At 39.5% G+C, this 18,455-nt stretch carries 24 protein-coding genes; 9 read left to right on the forward strand and 15 right to left on the reverse strand.

Annotated elements, in window-relative coordinates; all coding sequences use genetic code 11:
- The first annotated feature begins 44 nt into the window (after window positions 1–44).
- The gene (locus tag BKL49_RS02685) at window positions 45–1,025 is read left to right on the forward strand and encodes a DUF6685 family protein (RefSeq protein ID WP_077423089.1); all 981 of its coding nucleotides are present in this window, start codon (window positions 45–47) and stop codon (window positions 1,023–1,025) included.
- A 34-nt stretch (window positions 1,026–1,059) separates the two neighbouring features.
- On the opposite strand, the gene BKL49_RS02690 is transcribed toward BKL49_RS02685, so the two are convergent.
- From BKL49_RS02690 to BKL49_RS02725, 9 genes are all read right to left on the reverse strand, one after another.
- Window positions 1,060–1,821: an N-6 DNA methylase gene (locus tag BKL49_RS02690; protein ID WP_077423090.1), complete on the reverse strand. Its 762-nt coding sequence runs from the start codon at window positions 1,819–1,821 to the stop codon at window positions 1,060–1,062.
- Between the two features lie 101 nt (window positions 1,822–1,922).
- On the reverse strand, window positions 1,923–2,357 hold the full coding sequence (locus tag BKL49_RS02695) for a DUF29 domain-containing protein (protein ID WP_077423091.1): 435 nt from the start codon (window positions 2,355–2,357) through the stop codon (window positions 1,923–1,925).
- A gap of 139 nt (window positions 2,358–2,496) precedes the next feature.
- Window positions 2,497–2,661 carry a zincin-like metallopeptidase domain-containing protein gene (locus BKL49_RS12790; RefSeq protein WP_279625907.1) on the reverse strand — a complete coding sequence of 55 codons (165 nt, stop codon included), beginning with the start codon at window positions 2,659–2,661 and terminating at the stop codon, window positions 2,497–2,499.
- Between the two features lie 19 nt (window positions 2,662–2,680).
- Entirely contained in the window at window positions 2,681–3,436 is a 756-nt protein-coding gene (locus tag BKL49_RS02700) for an ArdC family protein (RefSeq protein WP_279625908.1), read from the reverse strand.
- An 88-nt stretch (window positions 3,437–3,524) separates the two neighbouring features.
- Window positions 3,525–3,899, reverse strand: a complete 375-nt coding sequence (locus BKL49_RS02705; protein ID WP_077423092.1) for a hypothetical protein — start codon at window positions 3,897–3,899, stop codon at window positions 3,525–3,527.
- Window positions 3,900–4,264: 365 nt separating this feature from the next.
- On the reverse strand, window positions 4,265–4,543 hold the full coding sequence (locus BKL49_RS02710) for a type II toxin-antitoxin system RelE family toxin (protein ID WP_077423093.1): 279 nt from the start codon (window positions 4,541–4,543) through the stop codon (window positions 4,265–4,267).
- Window positions 4,512–4,748, reverse strand: a complete 237-nt coding sequence (gene relB, locus BKL49_RS02715; protein WP_077423094.1) for a type II toxin-antitoxin system RelB family antitoxin — start codon at window positions 4,746–4,748, stop codon at window positions 4,512–4,514. The genes BKL49_RS02710 and relB overlap by 32 nt, the downstream gene beginning before the upstream one ends.
- A gap of 137 nt (window positions 4,749–4,885) precedes the next feature.
- Window positions 4,886–5,131, reverse strand: a complete 246-nt coding sequence (locus BKL49_RS02720) for a hypothetical protein (RefSeq protein WP_077423095.1) — start codon at window positions 5,129–5,131, stop codon at window positions 4,886–4,888.
- An 80-nt stretch (window positions 5,132–5,211) separates the two neighbouring features.
- Window positions 5,212–5,550, reverse strand: a complete 339-nt coding sequence (locus BKL49_RS02725; RefSeq protein ID WP_077423096.1) for a hypothetical protein — start codon at window positions 5,548–5,550, stop codon at window positions 5,212–5,214.
- A 383-nt stretch (window positions 5,551–5,933) separates the two neighbouring features.
- On the opposite strand from BKL49_RS02725, the gene BKL49_RS02730 reads away from it, so the two are divergent.
- The 8 genes from BKL49_RS02730 (at window position 5,934) to BKL49_RS02765 (ending at window position 11,311) form a co-directional block, all read left to right on the forward strand.
- A complete protein-coding gene (locus BKL49_RS02730; RefSeq protein WP_077423097.1) occupies window positions 5,934–6,362 on the forward strand; it encodes a TIGR03757 family integrating conjugative element protein in 429 nt (142 codons plus the stop codon).
- Window positions 6,363–6,374: 12 nt separating this feature from the next.
- Window positions 6,375–7,343 (forward strand): TIGR03756 family integrating conjugative element protein, encoded by a 969-nt coding sequence (locus tag BKL49_RS02735; protein ID WP_077423098.1) that lies wholly within the window; start codon window positions 6,375–6,377, stop codon window positions 7,341–7,343.
- A gap of 29 nt (window positions 7,344–7,372) precedes the next feature.
- Complete coding sequence (locus BKL49_RS02740) at window positions 7,373–9,370, forward strand: integrating conjugative element protein (RefSeq protein ID WP_077423099.1); 1,998 nt, start codon at window positions 7,373–7,375, stop codon at window positions 9,368–9,370.
- 24 nt (window positions 9,371–9,394) lie between these two features.
- A complete protein-coding gene (locus tag BKL49_RS02745) occupies window positions 9,395–9,808 on the forward strand; it encodes a hypothetical protein (protein ID WP_077423100.1) in 414 nt (137 codons plus the stop codon).
- Between the two features lie 131 nt (window positions 9,809–9,939).
- Window positions 9,940–10,221: a type II toxin-antitoxin system TacA family antitoxin gene (locus BKL49_RS02750; protein ID WP_077423101.1), complete on the forward strand. Its 282-nt coding sequence runs from the start codon at window positions 9,940–9,942 to the stop codon at window positions 10,219–10,221.
- Between the two features lie 75 nt (window positions 10,222–10,296).
- Window positions 10,297–10,677: a hypothetical protein gene (locus BKL49_RS02755; protein ID WP_077423102.1), complete on the forward strand. Its 381-nt coding sequence runs from the start codon at window positions 10,297–10,299 to the stop codon at window positions 10,675–10,677.
- A 2-nt stretch (window positions 10,678–10,679) separates the two neighbouring features.
- The gene (locus BKL49_RS02760) at window positions 10,680–11,003 is read left to right on the forward strand and encodes a hypothetical protein (RefSeq protein ID WP_077423103.1); all 324 of its coding nucleotides are present in this window, start codon (window positions 10,680–10,682) and stop codon (window positions 11,001–11,003) included.
- 20 nt (window positions 11,004–11,023) lie between these two features.
- Entirely contained in the window at window positions 11,024–11,311 is a 288-nt protein-coding gene (locus BKL49_RS02765; RefSeq protein WP_077423104.1) for a hypothetical protein, read from the forward strand.
- Window positions 11,312–11,364: 53 nt separating this feature from the next.
- Here the strand turns inward: BKL49_RS02765 and BKL49_RS02770 are convergent, their stop codons facing one another.
- Genes BKL49_RS02770 through BKL49_RS02795 form a run of 6 tightly spaced genes read right to left on the reverse strand, consistent with a single transcriptional unit; the run spans window position 11,365 to window position 18,454 of the window.
- Window positions 11,365–12,936, reverse strand: a complete 1,572-nt coding sequence (locus tag BKL49_RS02770; RefSeq protein ID WP_077423105.1) for a conjugal transfer protein TraG N-terminal domain-containing protein — start codon at window positions 12,934–12,936, stop codon at window positions 11,365–11,367.
- Window positions 12,937–12,941: 5 nt separating this feature from the next.
- Window positions 12,942–13,280 carry a hypothetical protein gene (locus BKL49_RS02775; RefSeq protein WP_143530793.1) on the reverse strand — a complete coding sequence of 113 codons (339 nt, stop codon included), beginning with the start codon at window positions 13,278–13,280 and terminating at the stop codon, window positions 12,942–12,944.
- Window positions 13,270–13,692 (reverse strand): hypothetical protein, encoded by a 423-nt coding sequence (locus BKL49_RS02780; protein ID WP_077423107.1) that lies wholly within the window; start codon window positions 13,690–13,692, stop codon window positions 13,270–13,272. The genes BKL49_RS02775 and BKL49_RS02780 overlap by 11 nt, the downstream gene beginning before the upstream one ends.
- The gene (locus tag BKL49_RS02785) at window positions 13,682–16,567 is read right to left on the reverse strand and encodes a conjugative transfer ATPase (RefSeq protein ID WP_143530794.1); all 2,886 of its coding nucleotides are present in this window, start codon (window positions 16,565–16,567) and stop codon (window positions 13,682–13,684) included. Before BKL49_RS02785 ends, BKL49_RS02780 begins: the two co-directional genes overlap by 11 nt.
- 9 nt (window positions 16,568–16,576) lie before the next feature.
- Window positions 16,577–16,993, reverse strand: coding sequence for a TIGR03751 family conjugal transfer lipoprotein (locus BKL49_RS02790; RefSeq protein ID WP_077423108.1), 417 nt, complete (start codon window positions 16,991–16,993; stop codon window positions 16,577–16,579).
- A gap of 9 nt (window positions 16,994–17,002) precedes the next feature.
- Window positions 17,003–18,454: a TIGR03752 family integrating conjugative element protein gene (locus BKL49_RS02795; protein WP_077423109.1), complete on the reverse strand. Its 1,452-nt coding sequence runs from the start codon at window positions 18,452–18,454 to the stop codon at window positions 17,003–17,005.
- Window position 18,455 lies beyond the last annotated feature (1 nt).

Raw genomic sequence — 18,455 nt, forward strand, 5'->3', positions numbered from 1 at the left:
AGCTACTTAACTCATCAATTAAAATTACATAATGATCTTAAAATATGAATAATATTACTTATCAATTTTTTTCATTCCTTCAATTGTGTTCCAAGTTTTTAAAGGCAAGAACGCCTACAATCATAACTTGTTATAATCTCAACTATATTCTCAAACAGAACAAAACACAATTTAAACCTAAATTAAAATTCAATAATATTCTAGGAAATAGACGTTATTTTTGGGAATTCTTTAATAAGTATTGTATAGAATGGCGTTATCGAAAATATGAAGGAAGAGTTGCTTCATCTTGTAACCAAGAACTTTTACCTATGTTAAAAAGTTTACTTTCTTCTAAAATGATTCCAAATTGGTTATGTGAAATTCAGACTATCACAAATGTAAGCAGCTCTAAATCCCTACTTTCTGAATTTACTAATCTAAATGATCTTGTTTTGCAGGATAGTCAAGATTTAATTTCTGAAATCACTCTAGAAAATTTATCAAAAAATATGCGGCACTATGAAAGTAAAATTTTCCATGTTGAGACTGAAATTGTGTCTTGCGAGTTATGGTCGAAAACATTCACTTGGCATAATACTGGTGGTAGCCATCATTTTGCAGCAGCAAGATATATTGCGAATGAATTAGGCAAAGAAGTAAAACTCACTGTTAATTTAGAACTCACTTATTTAGATGAAGAACAATTCCATAGCCTTTTCTCTAAATATGAGATATTTATAATTTCCAATAGAGATGTAATTGCATATCAAATGTTATTTGAAACATTATTGAATTCAAAAATTCCTTTTATTACAGCGCCAATTGATACTTACTTTAGTCATGATGAAGATTACTCTTCACTAAGATTATTTGCATTTTATCGTTCTGAAAAAACATCTCATTTGATTATAGAAATCTTTAAACATAGTAGTGCACTTAACTTATATGACTACTTCCATACACTTATTTCCCAGCAAACATTCATGATAAAAGAGCTAGAAAATGTGTTGCCTCCCATTGTTTATAACACTATAAAATATTAAACAAAGCCCCTATCTCAAGGATAAGGGCTTAAATTTAATAAAACATCGGTTCATTTTCCCAATCAATGTCGAATGGCAATTCTTCTACTGGTTCAGATTCAATTTGTTGAATTTCTGGTTCAGTATCTAAATCCGCCCCTTCTAATTTCTTGTTCCAATTTCCTAATATATGTGCCGGAGTGTATAAATGATGATGAACCTCATTTGTTAAGGTATCCCCAATTATCACTTCGCCCGGTATATGTAAAAGCGTCATTTGGATATAACACATCATCGCAGCGGTAAAATCCAAATCCCTTGCCTGTATCCACATTTGTTGCTGAGGATTAAAACCCGATTGGCGTAAATAGTTATAGGCTTCGATAATCATCACACCGGAGCCGCACGTTGGCTCCTGCAATCGGATAAACCCACGTCGTTGAATTAGCTCATGGCAATTTGATAATGTGATGGTTGCCATCGCTTGCGCAACATGCCCAGGTGTGAAATGCTGGGCTTTATATCTATCACCCAACTCTAATCCCATAAAAACCGAACCTAAAAAATCATAGGTTTTATTTTCAAGGGCTTCTACAATAATCACACTAAGTTGAACTAACTTTTGCTTTTCATCCTCTGTATAGTGCGCTATGGCTGTTTGATAGCGCTGTTTCAGCGTTTCATCCGCTGAATCACCATACAAAATTAGATAAAACTCTAGCCCCAAAATGGTGATAAAGTCGTAAAACACTTCCGAGCGTCGATAATGCGGCGCAATTGAGTTAAAAAGTGCGGTAAATTTTTGCTCAAAATTCATGGATTGCTCCTTAATCAAGAATTGAATAGGGAGCAAATTCCCATAAGGAACTTGTCCCTATGGGATGAAAAGTGCGGTCAAATTTGACCGCACTTTGATGGTTATGGTAGGAATTGTGGATTTAATATATCAGTCAATGTCCAGCTTGGTGTTTCAGGAAAACTACTTTCATCAAGTCCGGTTTCCCTTGCAGCCGACAAAACGGCTAATTCCCAAATGTCTTTTAAGAACTCCTCACTATTAAGTTTGGACTTCAGTGATGGTGAACGTTTTAGGCGTCTCTCAATCCGAGTACGTTGCTCCTTGATGGTGAGAAGCCAACTACGTCCTTGACGGTTAGGTTGATATTGCCACTTTAATAAGTGCATGATCAACAATTCCAGCCGACTTTCCAACTCAGACAATTCGGAATTTCCCATCGTTTCCAATTCCTCTGTTAAATGTTTTATATCTATTTGGTCAAAGGCACCAAGGCTTAAATAGCGAGCCTGTTCATTTGCCCAACCGTATAAATCCGATGCATAAGCAATCGACATGGTTTACCTCCCGTATTACCGGTATTCACTTGATTCTGTACATTCTATGAATATTCAATCATTCAAGTCAAATTCTCCCTATGGGATGAAAAGTGCGGTCAAGTTTGACCGCACTTTTGAAAGTAAAAAGAGAAATAGATTACGCAGCAAGTCGCGTTTCTTGATTCAGCACATCCATCAGATATTGCGTGGCTTCCCTTGCCTGTGAAGAGGCGCGGAAAATCGCTTTCTTATCCGATTTCAGTGCTTGAATCCAATTATCGATATACGCCGCATTTTGCGAAATGTTGTTGCAAACATTCATATGCGCACAAGTAAATGCGCTAAGTCAGTTCGGCAATTAATTCCTCGAAAGCGTAGCGTTCAGAACCAAATTTATCAAAATTAACAATCCCTTCCCGATTCAACCGGTCTTTATGTCCGGTTGCGTGACCACATTCGTGTAGTAATGTGGCGTAGTAATCATCGGTAGAATGAAATTTTTCAAAATCCGGCATCACGATACAATCCCGCTTAGGAATATAACAGGCACGATCTTGTGCTTTGTTATATAACTGCATCCCCATTTTAGCGGGTAATACATCTAAATCTGAACGTGGGATCATTTCCGATGAGATTGTCGGTTCCGGAAACGCTTCATAGTATTTTTCAAGCCCATCACATTGTTCAATATTGAATACGTGATGACCGCGAATGAATACCGATGATTTCATTTTCGGTTCACCATTTTCATCAAGGACGACCTGACCTTCATCATCTTTTTCTTCAAACATATTTTGTTTGTAGAAGATGATGACGGTACTTTTCTCACCGGCTTTCACTTGTCCGCCGAGATGGTTCGCCCCTTGAAACGTTACCCACTTACGTTGAGTAAAATCTTTCCGGATTGCACTCATCCAAAGCAATAACACATTAATGCCGGAATATTGGCGACCACTTTCACCGTTACACGGAATTGTCATTTGTGGCCAACCGTTATCCCAAGGTCTTTGCCAAGGCATTGTTCCTTGCTCTAAGGCTTCCACAATTTGGTCAGTAATTTGTTGGTATAAATCTTTAGGTTGAGTTTGTTTTTTCATGGCTGTTCTCCAAAGTAAAAAGGGGAACAGCCCCACCGGGGAACTGATCCCCAAATGGGTAGGCTCACACAAGGTGAGGGAGGTAAAATCAAACGGCTTTGATTTTTTCAAATTGTAAACGCATTTCATTAATGCGTTTTCTTGCTTGAAAAATAGCTGAAGAGAAGAGTTTTCTTTTATATCCGCCACAAGATTTATCTTCAGGCAAATAACTCACAAACTCATTACTTTCTTCACCTAAACAAAGCTCAGTATAACGGTCAAGAATTTTAACTGATAAGCGTGCTACTCTTAGATTATCATTGAGTATTTTTTGTAACTGTTCATTAGGAACAGTTTCTAAATCTACAGGTTTAATGGTAAATAAGAATAGATAATTTTCTGTATAAAACATAAATGTTCCACAATTATCAGGCATTACTTTATATGCAGATGGATGATTAAAATATTGATGTAAATTCATTGGTATTTCTCCAAAAGAAAAAATGGGGAAACACCTCCTCAAGGGAAACGTATTTCCCCAAGGGGTAGAAAGTTAAGGACAAGTGCTATTGAATAAATTCAATATGTGCGATCTTATCTTTGTTATCAAATCCGATCGTTGAGCCTATCGAATAATAAGCTCGGATCTCGCTTTCAGTGCCATTTATTCGAGTGATGATATAATCGCCACTCTCAAGTGTAATTTTTATAGTGTACATAACGTGCTCCTAATGAAAGGGAACACGTCCTACGGGAACATGTTCCCATAGGGATAAAATTTGCCAACACGAAAAAGTGCGGTCAAAGTTGTTGTAAATTTCAGTAACCTGAAATCAATGTGAAAGATTAACGATAGACTTTTGAACGATGTTCGACCGACAATGCCGTAATTAATAGTTGATTATCTTCAATTTCACAAATAATCCGATAATTTTCTACACGGTAACGCCAGCGACCTGCTAAATTAGCGACTAATGCCTTGCCACGAGAGCGAGGATCCGTCAATTTAGCAATTTCGTCCATATAATCTAAGATTTGCTCTACAAGTTGCGGATTTTTCTTATCAAGTTTTTTGGGTTGCTTTAATGCAGAGTCAGCATACTTCACGTGCCAATTTAATTGCATCTCTGACCTCTTGACTTGTATAAGTTTTTTCCACTCCACTTTGTACACGTTCAAGCACTGCATTAGACAGTAATAAATCTTCCATATCTTCTAAATAGCTTTCAAGTGCTTTAATCAGATAAAAAGATTTTGCACGTCCGGTTTGCTGAGTTAAATGTGTTAGGCGTGAATCTAATTGTTCGGGCAAACGAATGGTCATTGCCATAGTAAAATCTCCCTGATGTGCTATACCATATAGACTTATTGTAAATATGGTATCAACCAATATCAAGTGGTGTGTTTTTATAATTGAAGCGATGTTACCATCGCTTCAATATACGCTAACGAGACACCAAGTCCCATTTATCCTCTTACATTAATCAAATCTTTACGATGACGATGTAATGAAACCGTAAAAAAATGAAAATGTTGTCCGTGTTCTTTTGGAAGTGCGAAGAGAAAACGGGTCATATTCTGTCCGTCTTCTCGTGTTTCCCAAGCAAGGTGTGCTTGCTCAGAAAATTCTTTCATAAATAAAGCATCACGATGAGGCTCTCCCTCTGCACTTTTAAAAACATCCAGACAAGATTGATGGAGTGAAATGTTCATTTGTATTTCTCCAAAATAATACGAGGAAATACACTTCCGGAGGAAATCTATTTCCTCCAAGGAAAAAACGAAAGGTTAAATCAGTGAGTGAAAAACCAATATCCCATTACTGATGCGCCAATGGCAATACCAATGAATAACATCATTACGGCGGTTTTTAACTTACTCCGTTTGAGTTTTGAACATTCTTGCTCATGTTCAATTTCTCGTGAACGATAAATTTCATCAAAATGTTCACCTTGTTCAAGAAGACGTCTTTCAACATCATCTTCAATACTTTGGTGAATACTTCGGCTTACGCCTGAAATTTTATGACGAGCAGAAACAACCGCTTTACCAATTAACCGACTAAAAAAACCGGTATGAGGTTTTGGTTCAGTGAATGGGTTGAATGTTTCAACAGATGGTGAATTGTTCATAATGAACTCCTTATAACGTATAAAGAAGTCCAAAAGAAAGCTCGTCCCATTAGGAATCGCGCTCCCTAATGGACGGTTAAGATGAGTATAAAACGCATTCCTGCCAACGGCAGAGACCTTTTCAGAATGCTGAGGTACATTTTGGAATCATACTCACCGCAGTGAGTACCCAACCTTTTAGATTCCGGTTGTCTGCTTTACTATCAACGATAGTGAAAGTTCATCGCGATTATCGGTTTTTTATAATCTGCTTCAATTCTTAATTAAATTTTTCTCTTGGAGAATTTAATTCTCCCCATTTTGAATAGAGTTTTTCATTTCTTTTTTTCACCAAACTTCTTAAGTTTAGCGTACCCAAAATGCTCTTTTATTTTGCCTAAATTATGCGAAAAATTTCACTTTTATTACTGATGGTATCCCAAACTATCAATGCTTATGCACAGCCTTCTTCCGTAGAAGTCAATGCTTATACTACGCATTATTACCCTATAAAAAATGCTCAACTGGCAGCCCACATTTACTATTTAGATGATGTTGAGCTTCTCGAAGAACAGCTCAGTCATCAACTCAGTGCTAATCCACAAATTGCAGAAAATCAGATTCGCCAAAAAATGCAAACGATCGAGTGGAAAAAAACGGAACAGGCACTCGCTCAAGCTTATATTGGTGTCACGGAAGGATGGAAAAATGGCATTACAAAGGTGCCGGCTGTGCTTTTTACCAATACGGATACCGGAAAAAGAGCGGTTATTTATGGCGAAACCGATATAGCACGCGCTATTCAACGTTATCGACAAACCATTAACTTTTAGAAGAGGGAGAGAATGATAAAACAACATTCAATATTGACCGTTTCAGCGCTCACCTGTTGTCTTGCGTTTTCAAGTTTAACACTATCACCTACTACTTATGCGATTGAAGGTTCAACAATAAACACCGCAACGATTGCGGCCTCTTCTGCCTCACTCAGTTGTGCCGATTATAAAATTGTTGGAATGTGTTATTGGCTCTTTTGTACAAAGTTCGGCTGCAAAGTACGCACTTCGACAAAAGTCCATCATTTTATCCCGGAAATGGTTGTCTCTGCCTATAACCACGACAATCAAAGCCCTTGGACTGAGATGAAAATGCTTAATCAAGGCGCACTAGGCGGTGGATATCAATCCCTCACGCAAGGTAAATATACGCAGTTAACATTTAAAAATGCCGAGGCAATTGGCCATCCCGGTGGACTATTTTTGAATATGATAAGTTCAATGGGCTATTCCTGTGAAAGTCAAACCACACCTTACGTTCCCTACTTTTTAAGTGCACTCGATTATTTTGCCTGGCGTTACAACATGCCGGAAATGTTCTATCCGGAAGCGGTTACTCCCGGTATCCGTGAAGTTCGTAGTAATGGCGATTTATGGGGAAACTTATTTCCACGTGGCGGCTATGTTTCACAAGTGCATGATTATAAAGCGGCAGCAGTTGTTGCCCAGCGTATCGCAGATATTGTAAGCCGTGACGGTCAATTGCATATTTACCTGCCCGCAACGGCAAAACAACGAGACGGTTATTGGCCACCGGGAGAAGTGAAAGAGGGGAATAAAAAGACCCATAAATGGCAAATGTTAAGCCCTAAAACCCAAAATTCCTGTGCTATTTTTCCGGATGGTTCTGCAACAGATACTTATGGCGATAAGCTCTCAAATCAAGAAAGTTATAGTTGGGCGTTGTGGCGACCTTATGCCTGCTGTAAACGCCGAGGTCAAACCTTTCTTGGTAGTGTAGATTGGATGAGTTATTAATTGAAAGAAATGATGAAGGAAACAAATTAATGAAAATGAAATTAACGCCAATAGCATATGGCTTGCTTCTCGGTGTATGTCTTAGCTCAAATACTACTTTTGCAACAAACTATGTACAAGGCTCGGTACTTTCTGACAAAGTGTTCTATCAAATAGGCGGTGGCTCAGCAATTATGCCTCCGACTTCTAAAAAACGAATGAATGAATACTCCATTGGTTTAGGTTGGAAAAGTAATCTGATGTGCGGTAATTTTGATATCAAAACCACCGTCAAAAACCAGTTAAACGGTATTACCGAAGGATTTAAAGATCTTTACAGTAATGTTATTGAATCCGCAACCGGTGCCGTTGCAAGCCTGCCTGCCATGATCATACAAAGGGCAAATCCACAACTCTACGATATTCTCTCAAATGGCATGTACCAAGCGAAAATTGACTTTGATTCGTTAAAAACAAGCTGTGAAGAAATGTCTTCTAAACTCGCTGATCATGTCATGGATAACAAATGGCTGGAAGCGGCAAAACTTGAGAACTACAAAAATATTGTCTCAACTGAAACTGATGCTAAAAAAGCGAAGAAAAAATCAGAGCAGGAACTCGGTAAAAAGGGCCAAACGTGGATTGGCGGAGAAAAGAAAGGTGGTGAAAATCAAGAGCGTATTGAAGCACTGAAAGATGTCGTTAAATCAGGTTTCAATATCTTACAAGGTCGAAATGTTCTAGATAACAGTAAAGTCCCGGAAACACAATGTGATGGTATGCTTTGCACCGAATGGAGTTCCCCGGAAGAAGCTGCCGAATGGGTACGCGATGTACTCGGTGATAAATCGCTCTCCACCTGTGAAACTTGTGGCACGCCTTCTTCAACAAAAGCCGGTACGGGATTAGCACCGAAAATTGAGAATGAAACCATCAATGTGATGACACAATTTCAAGATGTGTTAAATAGCGACAATATCACCGGTGCACAATTAGCCAATATTAGTTCCAGTACAATGCCGATCACGCGGAGTCTTATCGAATCCCTGCGTGAAGATCCTGATGCGTCTATTCTGGCAACCCGCCTCTCACAAGAAGTAGCCATATCCAGAACGATTGAAAAAGCTCTTGTTGCACGTCGAATGATCCTTGCCGGAATGCGGGAACCCAATGTCAGTGCAAGCACCGCTGCACAAGAAGAATTAACGGCAAATTTGACCGCACTTGATCGCGAAATCGAACAAATTAAACTTGAGATGGATATTCAAAAATCACTTATCAACAATACTGCCATCGCCATCTTAAACAACCGAATTAATGATATGCAAAGTGCGGTTGAAAGTAACAGTGCAGACGATTCCGATAACAAATTCAGAAACCTTACTAAAGAGAAAGGTGCAAATAGTATAGATAATCGCAATGGACGCAACTTCGGTGCAAAAGACAGAGAAATTATCCTCCCTATCCCCAATCGTTCCTCAGGCGGACTAGGTAATATTAATGGCCGCTATAATGGTGCAAGCTCATCAAATTCTTCCGGTTCGGGCATAAATACCTCATCGGGTTATAACCGAGTGCCGGCTATTGTCGGTAGTGCCTTAGAACAAGCCACAGGGCTCCTCAAAAATTTTGAAGGATACCGTGATAAAGCCTACTGGGATGTCAATGCACATCGAGTTGGTTATGGTTCGGATACGATTACAAAAGCCGATGGTACAGTTGTCAAAGTCACACCGGGAATGCGCATTGACAGAGCTGATGCAGAACGAGATTTAGCCCGTAGAACACAGGAATTTGCGAATACCGCAAAACGCAATGTGAGTGCTGAAGTGTGGGATAAACTGACACCCAATGCACAAGCAGCATTAACTTCCTACGCATATAATTATGGTCATGTTACACAAGATGTTGCCGAGGCGGCTAAACGTTCGGTACAATCAGGCAATATGAATGATTTAGCAAATGCAGTGAGAAATCGCCAAAGTAACAATAATGGCGTAAATGCACGTCGCCGCAACCAAGAAGCGGATTATATTTTAGGTCTATAACAACATATAACAGAAGGAGCATCTATGAAAAAATTATTAACTATCCTTACACTCAGCACCTGCGCTATTCCTGCCTTTGCTGCCAATAATACCATTTTCTCCTGTACAACAAATGAGGGTACACCGTTGAAAATTGTTAAAGTTGACAGTAACTACGAATTTAGTTACGGGCAAACGCTTTTCAAAAATTCGGCGAAACAAGTGCTATCAAATGAAAATTCCTACATTGCGACCGGTTCGGGCTTTATTACCCATTCGTTAGAATTAAAAAATAATGGCGTGCGTTATGTGGTTGAATTTGTACAGCCTCGTGGTTCAAAAGCAGTAGAAGATCCAACACTTTATATCTTTAAAGGGGATAAGATGGATACGGTTTCATGTAAAACGAGTGGCTTAGTGCATCACTTTGAACAAGGTAGTATGAAAACATCACCTTAATTTTAAAGCACATTGTATTCCAGATAGAATAAGCGACAGTTGTCGCTTATTTTTTTAGAAAAAATTTCTTATACGATTAAGTATGTTATCTTTTGAAAAATAGACACAATTAATTTTTCGGGAAATAAGTTATGATAAAAAGAGAATTAACAACAATAGAATTTACGGTTCAAATAAATCAAGCGGATCATTTACTACTAAAACAAGCAGCATTCTTTGAAGGTCTGAGCTTGGACGATTTCATTGTCAACTCAGCATTATCGGTAGCAAAACAAACCATCAGGAAACATAATACACTTCATTTGACAATCAATGATCAGAACGTTTTCGCAAAGGCATTAATTTCCTCTCCATATCCAAATACTACTATGCAAAAAGCTTTACAGCTAAGTAGCGAGCTTTTAGAAGAATAAATCATTATCAAATGATAATTTGATAATTCCCTGTCTGCATGATATGATGGCAACGAAATATAAGGAGTATAAATTATGGTCGCTATCACAGCAGTATCATCAAAGAAAAAAGTGAGATTAAACTTCGAAGTCTCCGAATTACGTAAAAAACAGATAAAAACCTATACGTCACTCAAGGGAATCTCAATTAAAGATTTTTTTGATGAATTTCTGAATAGCAAATTTGGAGTTGAACAAGAGACTATACCGGAAAATAAAGGGGATTTAATCGGTATACATTCTCTCACACCGGAGGAACAGCTATTTTTTAGTAACGAAGAAAAATATTGGGATAGTCACCCACAGTCTAAGCAGGCTATGAGCATAGAAGAATTAGAGAATGTCGCTCAACAAGTAATAAACGGTGGTGAACTAAGTGAATTGCTTGGCATGAAGAATATGATTGAATATGATTGAATATGATTAATATTGACTTTCAAAACAATTTTATTAGGTTCATATATCACTCTGTTTTAAGTGTAAAAAGCAAGCAAAAACTTGACGAATTACTCTCAGATCCGATAAATTCAACCTATAAAAAAAATAAATCTGTTGTAAAAATATTCTTAAAACAAAAACCACAGCAAGTGTTGGCTTATTTAAAATTTGAAAAAAATAAGTTTGTTATTAAAGGATATAAATTTGGGAAGAGTGATTATTTGACAGGAAGAAAGAACGCTCATTTTAAAACAGTACAAAGCATTTTTCTCATTGATAAAGAAGAAAGGGAAAAACGCTATTAATTGATACGGAGGGACGGACTATGAAATTTCCTCAAAAAAGACAACTATGGAGATACTATCTCCTCGCCTTCTATACGATTAAATATATTTTATTCCGTTTTAAAAAATGGCAACATCCTAAACCACTAAAAGTTGTTTATGGTGCGATAGTTGCAACCGTTATTCTTATAGCTTTGTATCTTTCTTTTATTATTGCTGTATTTGCGTTTATTTTGGGATTAACATTTCTGATACTCAAATTTGCTGGTTATAGAAATTTTGAATCATACTACTTCAATGTTTATTACTACTATAATAAAAATAATTAGCTAAAATAACGCCAAATAAAAATAAGCCACCTAAAAACAGGTGGCTTATTTTCTTATTTTTTAATTTCGTTTATTCCTTTATCAACTCCCTTCTGAGTTTGTTGATTTACAGTATTATTACCGCTTTTAGATATTGCACCGGCCAACTCCCCACCGACTTTTAATCCCGCCCAAGACATCATACCAAACCAGAGTGCGGGTAAAATAAAGAACATCGTTGCAATCACCAATTTCACTATCAAGCCGTCTTTTTCATTAAGTATTCCTGAAAAATTCCAGTTCAATGCCGCTTCACGCCAAGTTTCGGAACTTGAATATGTATTACTGTTATACAATGTATCAATCAGCCAGGTATCTAACCATCGTGCAAGCTCCCACCAGAACGATAGAAAAAAGAGACCAAATTGAACAAAAGTTAATGTCATCATCACTTTTACACTATATAGCCCCATAATTATCACAATAGGCATAGCAATAATGACTGCAAGAGATAAAAGTCCTTGTACCATAGGTAATGCTTCTCGCATTGCATCAAAACCGGGTAATGCCGCCACATCAGCTACCGCAATACCAGCTGCCGAAACCGTTCCGGCAAAGGCATTTTTCATCCATTGAACCGGAGCAAACTCACCACCGGCCCCAACAATATTATTACCATATCCTTGATAAATCGGTTCACCACCTGATACATATAAATTTGACGAACGTACCACGCTACGAATAATGGTTTCAACACCACTACTATACAAATCATCAGAAACAGCTTTTCTCAACTGCAAGAATACATCATCATCCACCGTATCAATAATGCGTTTGCGTAAACCTACATCAGAATCTGACCACCAAACCTTACAACTTGGATAGCCTCCGTTTCCAGTATTGGGTAACGCATCATCACGTGGTAATTCATACGGCCAAAAAGGTTGGGGTGTTTTCGCACGATATCGATCATAAAATCCCGGCGTGTTGACTAAAAGACTTGAACCAATCCAATCTAGATCTCGAGATTGTGCTTCATCCAACTCAATTTTTTGACGTCTTACTTTCGCTCTAGAGGGCAAAAAGCAATCTTCTGCAAATTGTTGGATCTCTTGACGTAAAATCGGGCTTTTAATTCGAGTATGTTGTACATCAAAACGTAATTGCCGTAAATCCGGTTTACACGGAATAGTTGCAATGGCACCATGTGTAAATCCTTTGCCGATAGTGTACATAAACGCCCACCAAAGTGGGAGAGAGGCTGTTTGCCCACTTAATTCGGACGACAAACCTTTCATTCCTAAATCACCGGGTTTACGCACGGTATAACCACATTCTTTCATCCGCTCGGTATCAAATTGTAAAGTGCTATAAGATACGTTAAAAAGTGGTATACAGGTGAAAACCATCACAATTAGGCTGCCATAAATCGCATTTTCAATCCACGCCGCAAGAAGTTTACCTTTATTTCCTTCATCATCCCCTTGTTCACGGGCTTTGATAAACAAGCGAATAATATGCACAAGAAATGGGATCGCCCAGGCACCGGTATCAACCATTAAATCCCAAATGCCGTTACTGATAATCCAACCAAGTAACGTTAAAAAATATTCATAATAACTATCAACCGTTAAATAAATGGACATCTTACTTATCCTCGAAATGCCTGAAACAGCTCAATCGTACTAAATAAAATCACAACGGCCCGAATGAGGCGACGATAGGCACGTTTATCTTCTTCATTTTTGGCCAAATGGTAAATTCGATAGAGATAAATCGCACAAATGCCGTAGATAACGCCACGAATCCCCAACCACATAAAGCGATGATGACGTACACTTGAAAGCAGCGTCAGTACGCTATCACTATGCGTCATCAAAAGTGCGGCAAATCCAATGAAGAGTGCTATCACGATAAATAAAATCACCCCCCATTTGACCGCACTTTTTATCCACGAAAATGATTTGCTTATTTTTTCATCACGCATCATCGTTCTTCTCTGTTGCAGGAGTTTGGTTATTTCTCACAGCGTTATCCACAGATTTTGTGGATAGCTCAAATTTCAGCAATTCGATAAACCAATAACAATCTGCCGCATCAACCACGTACAAATGCAGACGAAAGCTCTGCGCTTGAATAACCGGATACTCGGTATAACCGGCTATCTCAAATGTAAAGATGAGTTTTCCTAATTCGCCGATTAGGGTGAGTTTGACATAATTGGTTTGGCTTACCCGATAAGGGTGTAGCAAGACATCCTGTAACGGCCCTAGTTTTCTCTGACAATGTGCAACCAATGCCTTAATTTGACTTAAGTGAGGCTCTGCCAATGTTGCTTTAAGGGCTTGAATATTAGTTTGATAGGCAGATAATTGAAAAATTGTTTTTGATTTAGTGAGCATAGATACCTCGTGCTTTATCAATGTTTTCAGCCACTTTTAACGCCGCATCCAATTCAGAAATACCATATTCTTTCATAATGTCGGCACGCTCTTTTTTCTCTTCCGGTTCTGTCATCGCGAGTGCTAAATATAAACTCGGTGGCACAACCCGAAAGAGGGCTTCCATTTTCTTCGCCAACACAACACCTTCGGTATATTTACGGTTCTCTTTCTTCGTTGAAAGCAGTAAAAATTGTTGTTCCGCTGTCAAATCTTTAAAGCGACTGACCTGCTCGACTTCATCTTTCTCCAAGCAAAGCAATTCCCACCATTCAATCATAGAGAGGAGTTTCTCCGCTTCATTCGGGAAGTCCTTCATATTTTGAGTTGCAAGCCAGAGCCAAATCCCCAATTTACGCCACATTTTCCCGGCTTTGGCTTTATAGCGGGCAAGCATTGAATTGACCGTAATAATATGCGCTTCATCGGTTGCATTGACGATAGGGCGACCGGAGAATTGATACTTCTCACCAAGGTTATTAATGTGGTTGATTAAAGAGATATAAGCGATGGAAAGTTGCGCTTCATACCCTTCACGAGCGAGTGTCGCTAAATCGACTAATGTCACGTCAACTTCCGGCCAGATTTCCCCTTCCCGGTTAAATAATTCAGCATCAAAACTCCCCGGTTGACAGAATAACCCAATAGCTTCCCCCATATCGTAGGCGTGCTCACGACGTCTTTCCGGTAAGGTTTCATCTTTGCTCAAGGTGTAAAACGCATCACGAATATCCTGTGTTAAGGTGGTACGTCCTTCCGCTACGGTCGTTTCTGCGGCTAAAAGAATGGCTTTACGGATCATTGCTTCATCCGCACGCGTCATATTTTCGTCTTCTTTAATTTTCCCGCCGGTGATCATAATACGGGCGATCATTTCCATTTCGCCTAAAATATCACGCTGTGCATCGCCTTCCTCATTATCGTTATCATCAACTTCAGGCTCCTCCTCTTTCAACGCAGGTAAATCCCCTTCAGGGGACAAGACTTGCTCGGACAATTCCCGTTGTTTTTGTTGAATATCCGGATCGGCAACCAATTTGTAACAATCGGCAAAAAGAGGGAGGGACACGCCACCGCCCGGTTTGAGCGAGATTTTATTGACGGTGATACCATAACGTTGAAAATACTCACAAAGTAGCCCGAAAGAATTACCGGCTTCAATGATAAATAATCGAGGTCGGTAAACTGCCATTAATTGTGCAAATTTGCCATTCAGTGTTGCTGATTTACCTGCCCCGGTTGGGCCGAGGATTAAACAATGTCCGCTTTTAGCACGATCGTCTTTATTTAACGGATCAAAATCCAATGGTGCACCGCCACGATTAAAATAAGTAATTCCCGGGTGACGTGTGCCAATTGAACGCCCTAATACCGGCATTAAATTGGCAAGATGCTGCACGAAATTAAACTTCGTATAAAGACGTTTAGCGTCATCCTCCGGATTGAAACACATGGGGAGCCAACGCAAGTAACTACTTAATGGCGCGATTTCATTGCCTTCACGAACCGGCACTAATCCGGTAGTTTGCAATATTGAGCGTAATTTACGGCTTCGACGTTTTAACTCAACTTTATCCTCCGCCCGTAAATAAAATGCTAAAGATGAAAGGTATAATTTGTGTTTATCTTTGAGATAACGTTTTACTTCCTCGCAGTCCAATTTTGTGTATTTGGACTCGGTATTATCACCCAACGCATTATTGCTAATGGTGACTAAATGATTTTCAAGCAAATCTTGCGGATAGATCACCACCGTCATCGCCATTACTGAATTTTCCGGCAATAAATCAAATAGGGCATTGATATTATCTCCACGTTGGATTTCTCCGGTTAAATGTCCCACTTCCGGTGCCCGGCGAAATGAATCCACAACCACGACTTCATGCGGGAGATCATCAAAATACCAGTAATGTTCTTCCGTACGTGGCGATTGCACGAATAAGGTTTCAGCAAAATCATTTGCCAAATACACATCCTGTGGATCAGCCGTCTGTTTTTGAGTGTAACGACAAGTGCGGTAGAATTCCTCTTTGTCTTCAAATAGCTCCGGTCTTGGGTTAAACCACCGTAATAACCATTGGTGTACCTCATACCCATCCAATTGCTTTGCAGAAATCCCCGCACTTAACAACGCATTGGTCGCATTTTCACAAGTGGATTCCAGATCCTCAACTGCCATATCCAAATCATAGTGACTCTCGACATAACGATAAATCACCATACGGGTACGACGTTGCTTACCCCGCCACATGGTGCCGGTTACCGCCTTATCTTCAAACAACCCTTCTTCCTTGGACACATCTTTGAGATGTTTTGCCATAATATCGAGCCAATGTTCTGAAAAACGGCTACCTTGTGCATTAGGACGAATATAGCGGCGTAAAATATCAAGGTATTCCATAGAAATTTCATCATCCTGACAATAAAATTGCACCACCCAAGGATGATGATCAAGTTCGTCAAAACTGTCCTGAATCGCATGACATACTTTTGTGCGCACTTCATCAAGATAATCTTTAGAACGCCCTTCCGTTCCAAGTGCGGTTAATTCAAAAACCGCCCCCACAGAACGACCGTCCTCAAGTAATAGGATTTTTTGCTTATCTAAATATTCGACATAAGGAAGCTTATCGACGAAAGAAGGTATCGGTTGATATTGTTTCAAATGGTCTGCCACCGTATAATCGCCACGCCGTTTAATAAAAGGCGGGACGCTTTCCGTTGCTTCAAGTTGATCTTGAGGCATTTCAGGCAATTCCTCAGTTTCAACCGTTTCCTGCATTTTTTTAGGTTTAACCCGACGTTTATCGGATTTGGATTTTAAGAAACCGAACATCTTCCCCTCCTAATAATCACGCGTTCTTTCACCCGGTTGGGCGTATTGAATACGACCATAAAAAGGGAAAACCGTGGTATAACCGGGTACCGGTAATTGTTCGGCAGAGTCCGTCAAATGCGGAAAAACATAAAGTGTCATATCCGGATTAGGCAGACGAGGAAATAAATTCGTGACCTCATTTTCAGCCGTTCGGGTGTAACGACTATTTTCCTCCGCGACACTTTCTCCTTCTTTCATTTCAAGCGGTCGTGATGAATCAAGTGCTTCACGCGCTTCATCCACACCACTTTGTACGTGACTACCGCCACTTTTCCAAATTTCAGCCATCGTACGATCACCGGTGGGTAATAATTCCTTTTGTGAAGTTGAGCAACCGGTGATGAAAAGTGCGGTCAAAAATGGGGCTAAATAACGCATTTTCATATTGTCTCCTTAGTCTAAATGTTTACGGGTTGAGGCATTGTTATATTTCACTTTTCTTGCAGCCTCGTCATAATCAATTGCAAGTTCTTTAGTAATATGGATACCAATCGTTTTACCCGGTGGAACATAAATCGCATCAAACATTTGACCAAACCGTTCTCTGACCCAGGTCGCGGTTTCATTTAATCCGCCGGCAAGCCCTTGTCCCAAAATATATTTACCCTGTTGCCCTGTCACAGCCCCCACAACCGAACCGCCATCAACAACTGTGGTTGTTTGACCTTGCGCTAAACTCTGTGCTGCCGCACTTGCGCCGGACAATACAAATTGTGTACTAAGATATTCCGGTGCATTCGTTTTACGTTCGCCGGGAATGCAAGTCACCCCTTGAGGATCTGATAACCAACCCAATCCATCCTCTGAATTTTTTCCTGCTTTGCCATTTTCACGCTGAGAATGAGGTAATGAGACAATACGTCCATCTTGGAAAATAAAGGTCATCGAAGTGACTGTTCCTCGTACACAAGACAGAGTCCAATCGCCACTCACCGTGCCGGATATCACCGCTTCTTGCACATCCGGTAATTCAATACCATTGGCAATCAAATTTTCACGTCCAATGATAGCTTTAAAAGGGAAGGGATCAGTAAGCGCTCCTCCAATAGGTATACGCCCAATCAGTGCTGTCATTGCTACCGCATCGACAAGTGTGGCATTAGCCGGAATCGTATAATAAGGTGTCGCCTTAGCTTTATCGGTATAAACCCGTCTTTTTCCCGTTAAATCATCCGCTGCTTTTCCCACAATAGATTCATCAAGTTTTTTGAAAAGATTGGGGAAAGAGGGAATCGCACCGGTTGCACCCGCATCGACCGTCTTACCGCTTTGGTCTTTATACTGCATATCATCCGGAGCAACCCAGAGCATCCCATCTGCGCCTACTGCGCCACTATTCATCACCGGTGCAATATTTTTTCCTTCATTCCCTAAACCAATGGGTAAGTCGCTATTATTTTGATTCCCCAAATTCACCGGGCTTGTCGTTTGTTCTGAACCGGACATCATAGATTCAAGTTTCTGTTGCATATTATTGAGCTGAGCTTGGAATGACGCTTCAATCTCATTTTGACGTATTTGCACCGCTTCATTAATTCGTGCATTTATCTCAGCGGAATTACCTTTTAAAGCCGCATTTTCTCGGCGTGTTTTTTCCATTTCCGATTTTGCTTTTTTCACTTCACTCAAAAGCGTTTTAAGCGTGTCATGAGGGGTATCCCCATCTTTCAGATTTAAGTCACGTCGTTCTTCATCCGTTAAGTCAAAAACGACTGAACTGTCCGGTGTTGCAGAAATTTCTTCTTGCTTGGCTTTTTTAGTAATAATGACAGCTACCGCAATAAAGAAAAATATTGCGAGAGGTACACCATATTTAAGTAATTTATTTGATTTGACTTCGGCCATC

Source organism: Rodentibacter myodis (genome assembly GCF_001999305.1).
Classification (GTDB): Bacteria; Pseudomonadota; Gammaproteobacteria; order Enterobacterales; family Pasteurellaceae; genus Rodentibacter; species Rodentibacter myodis.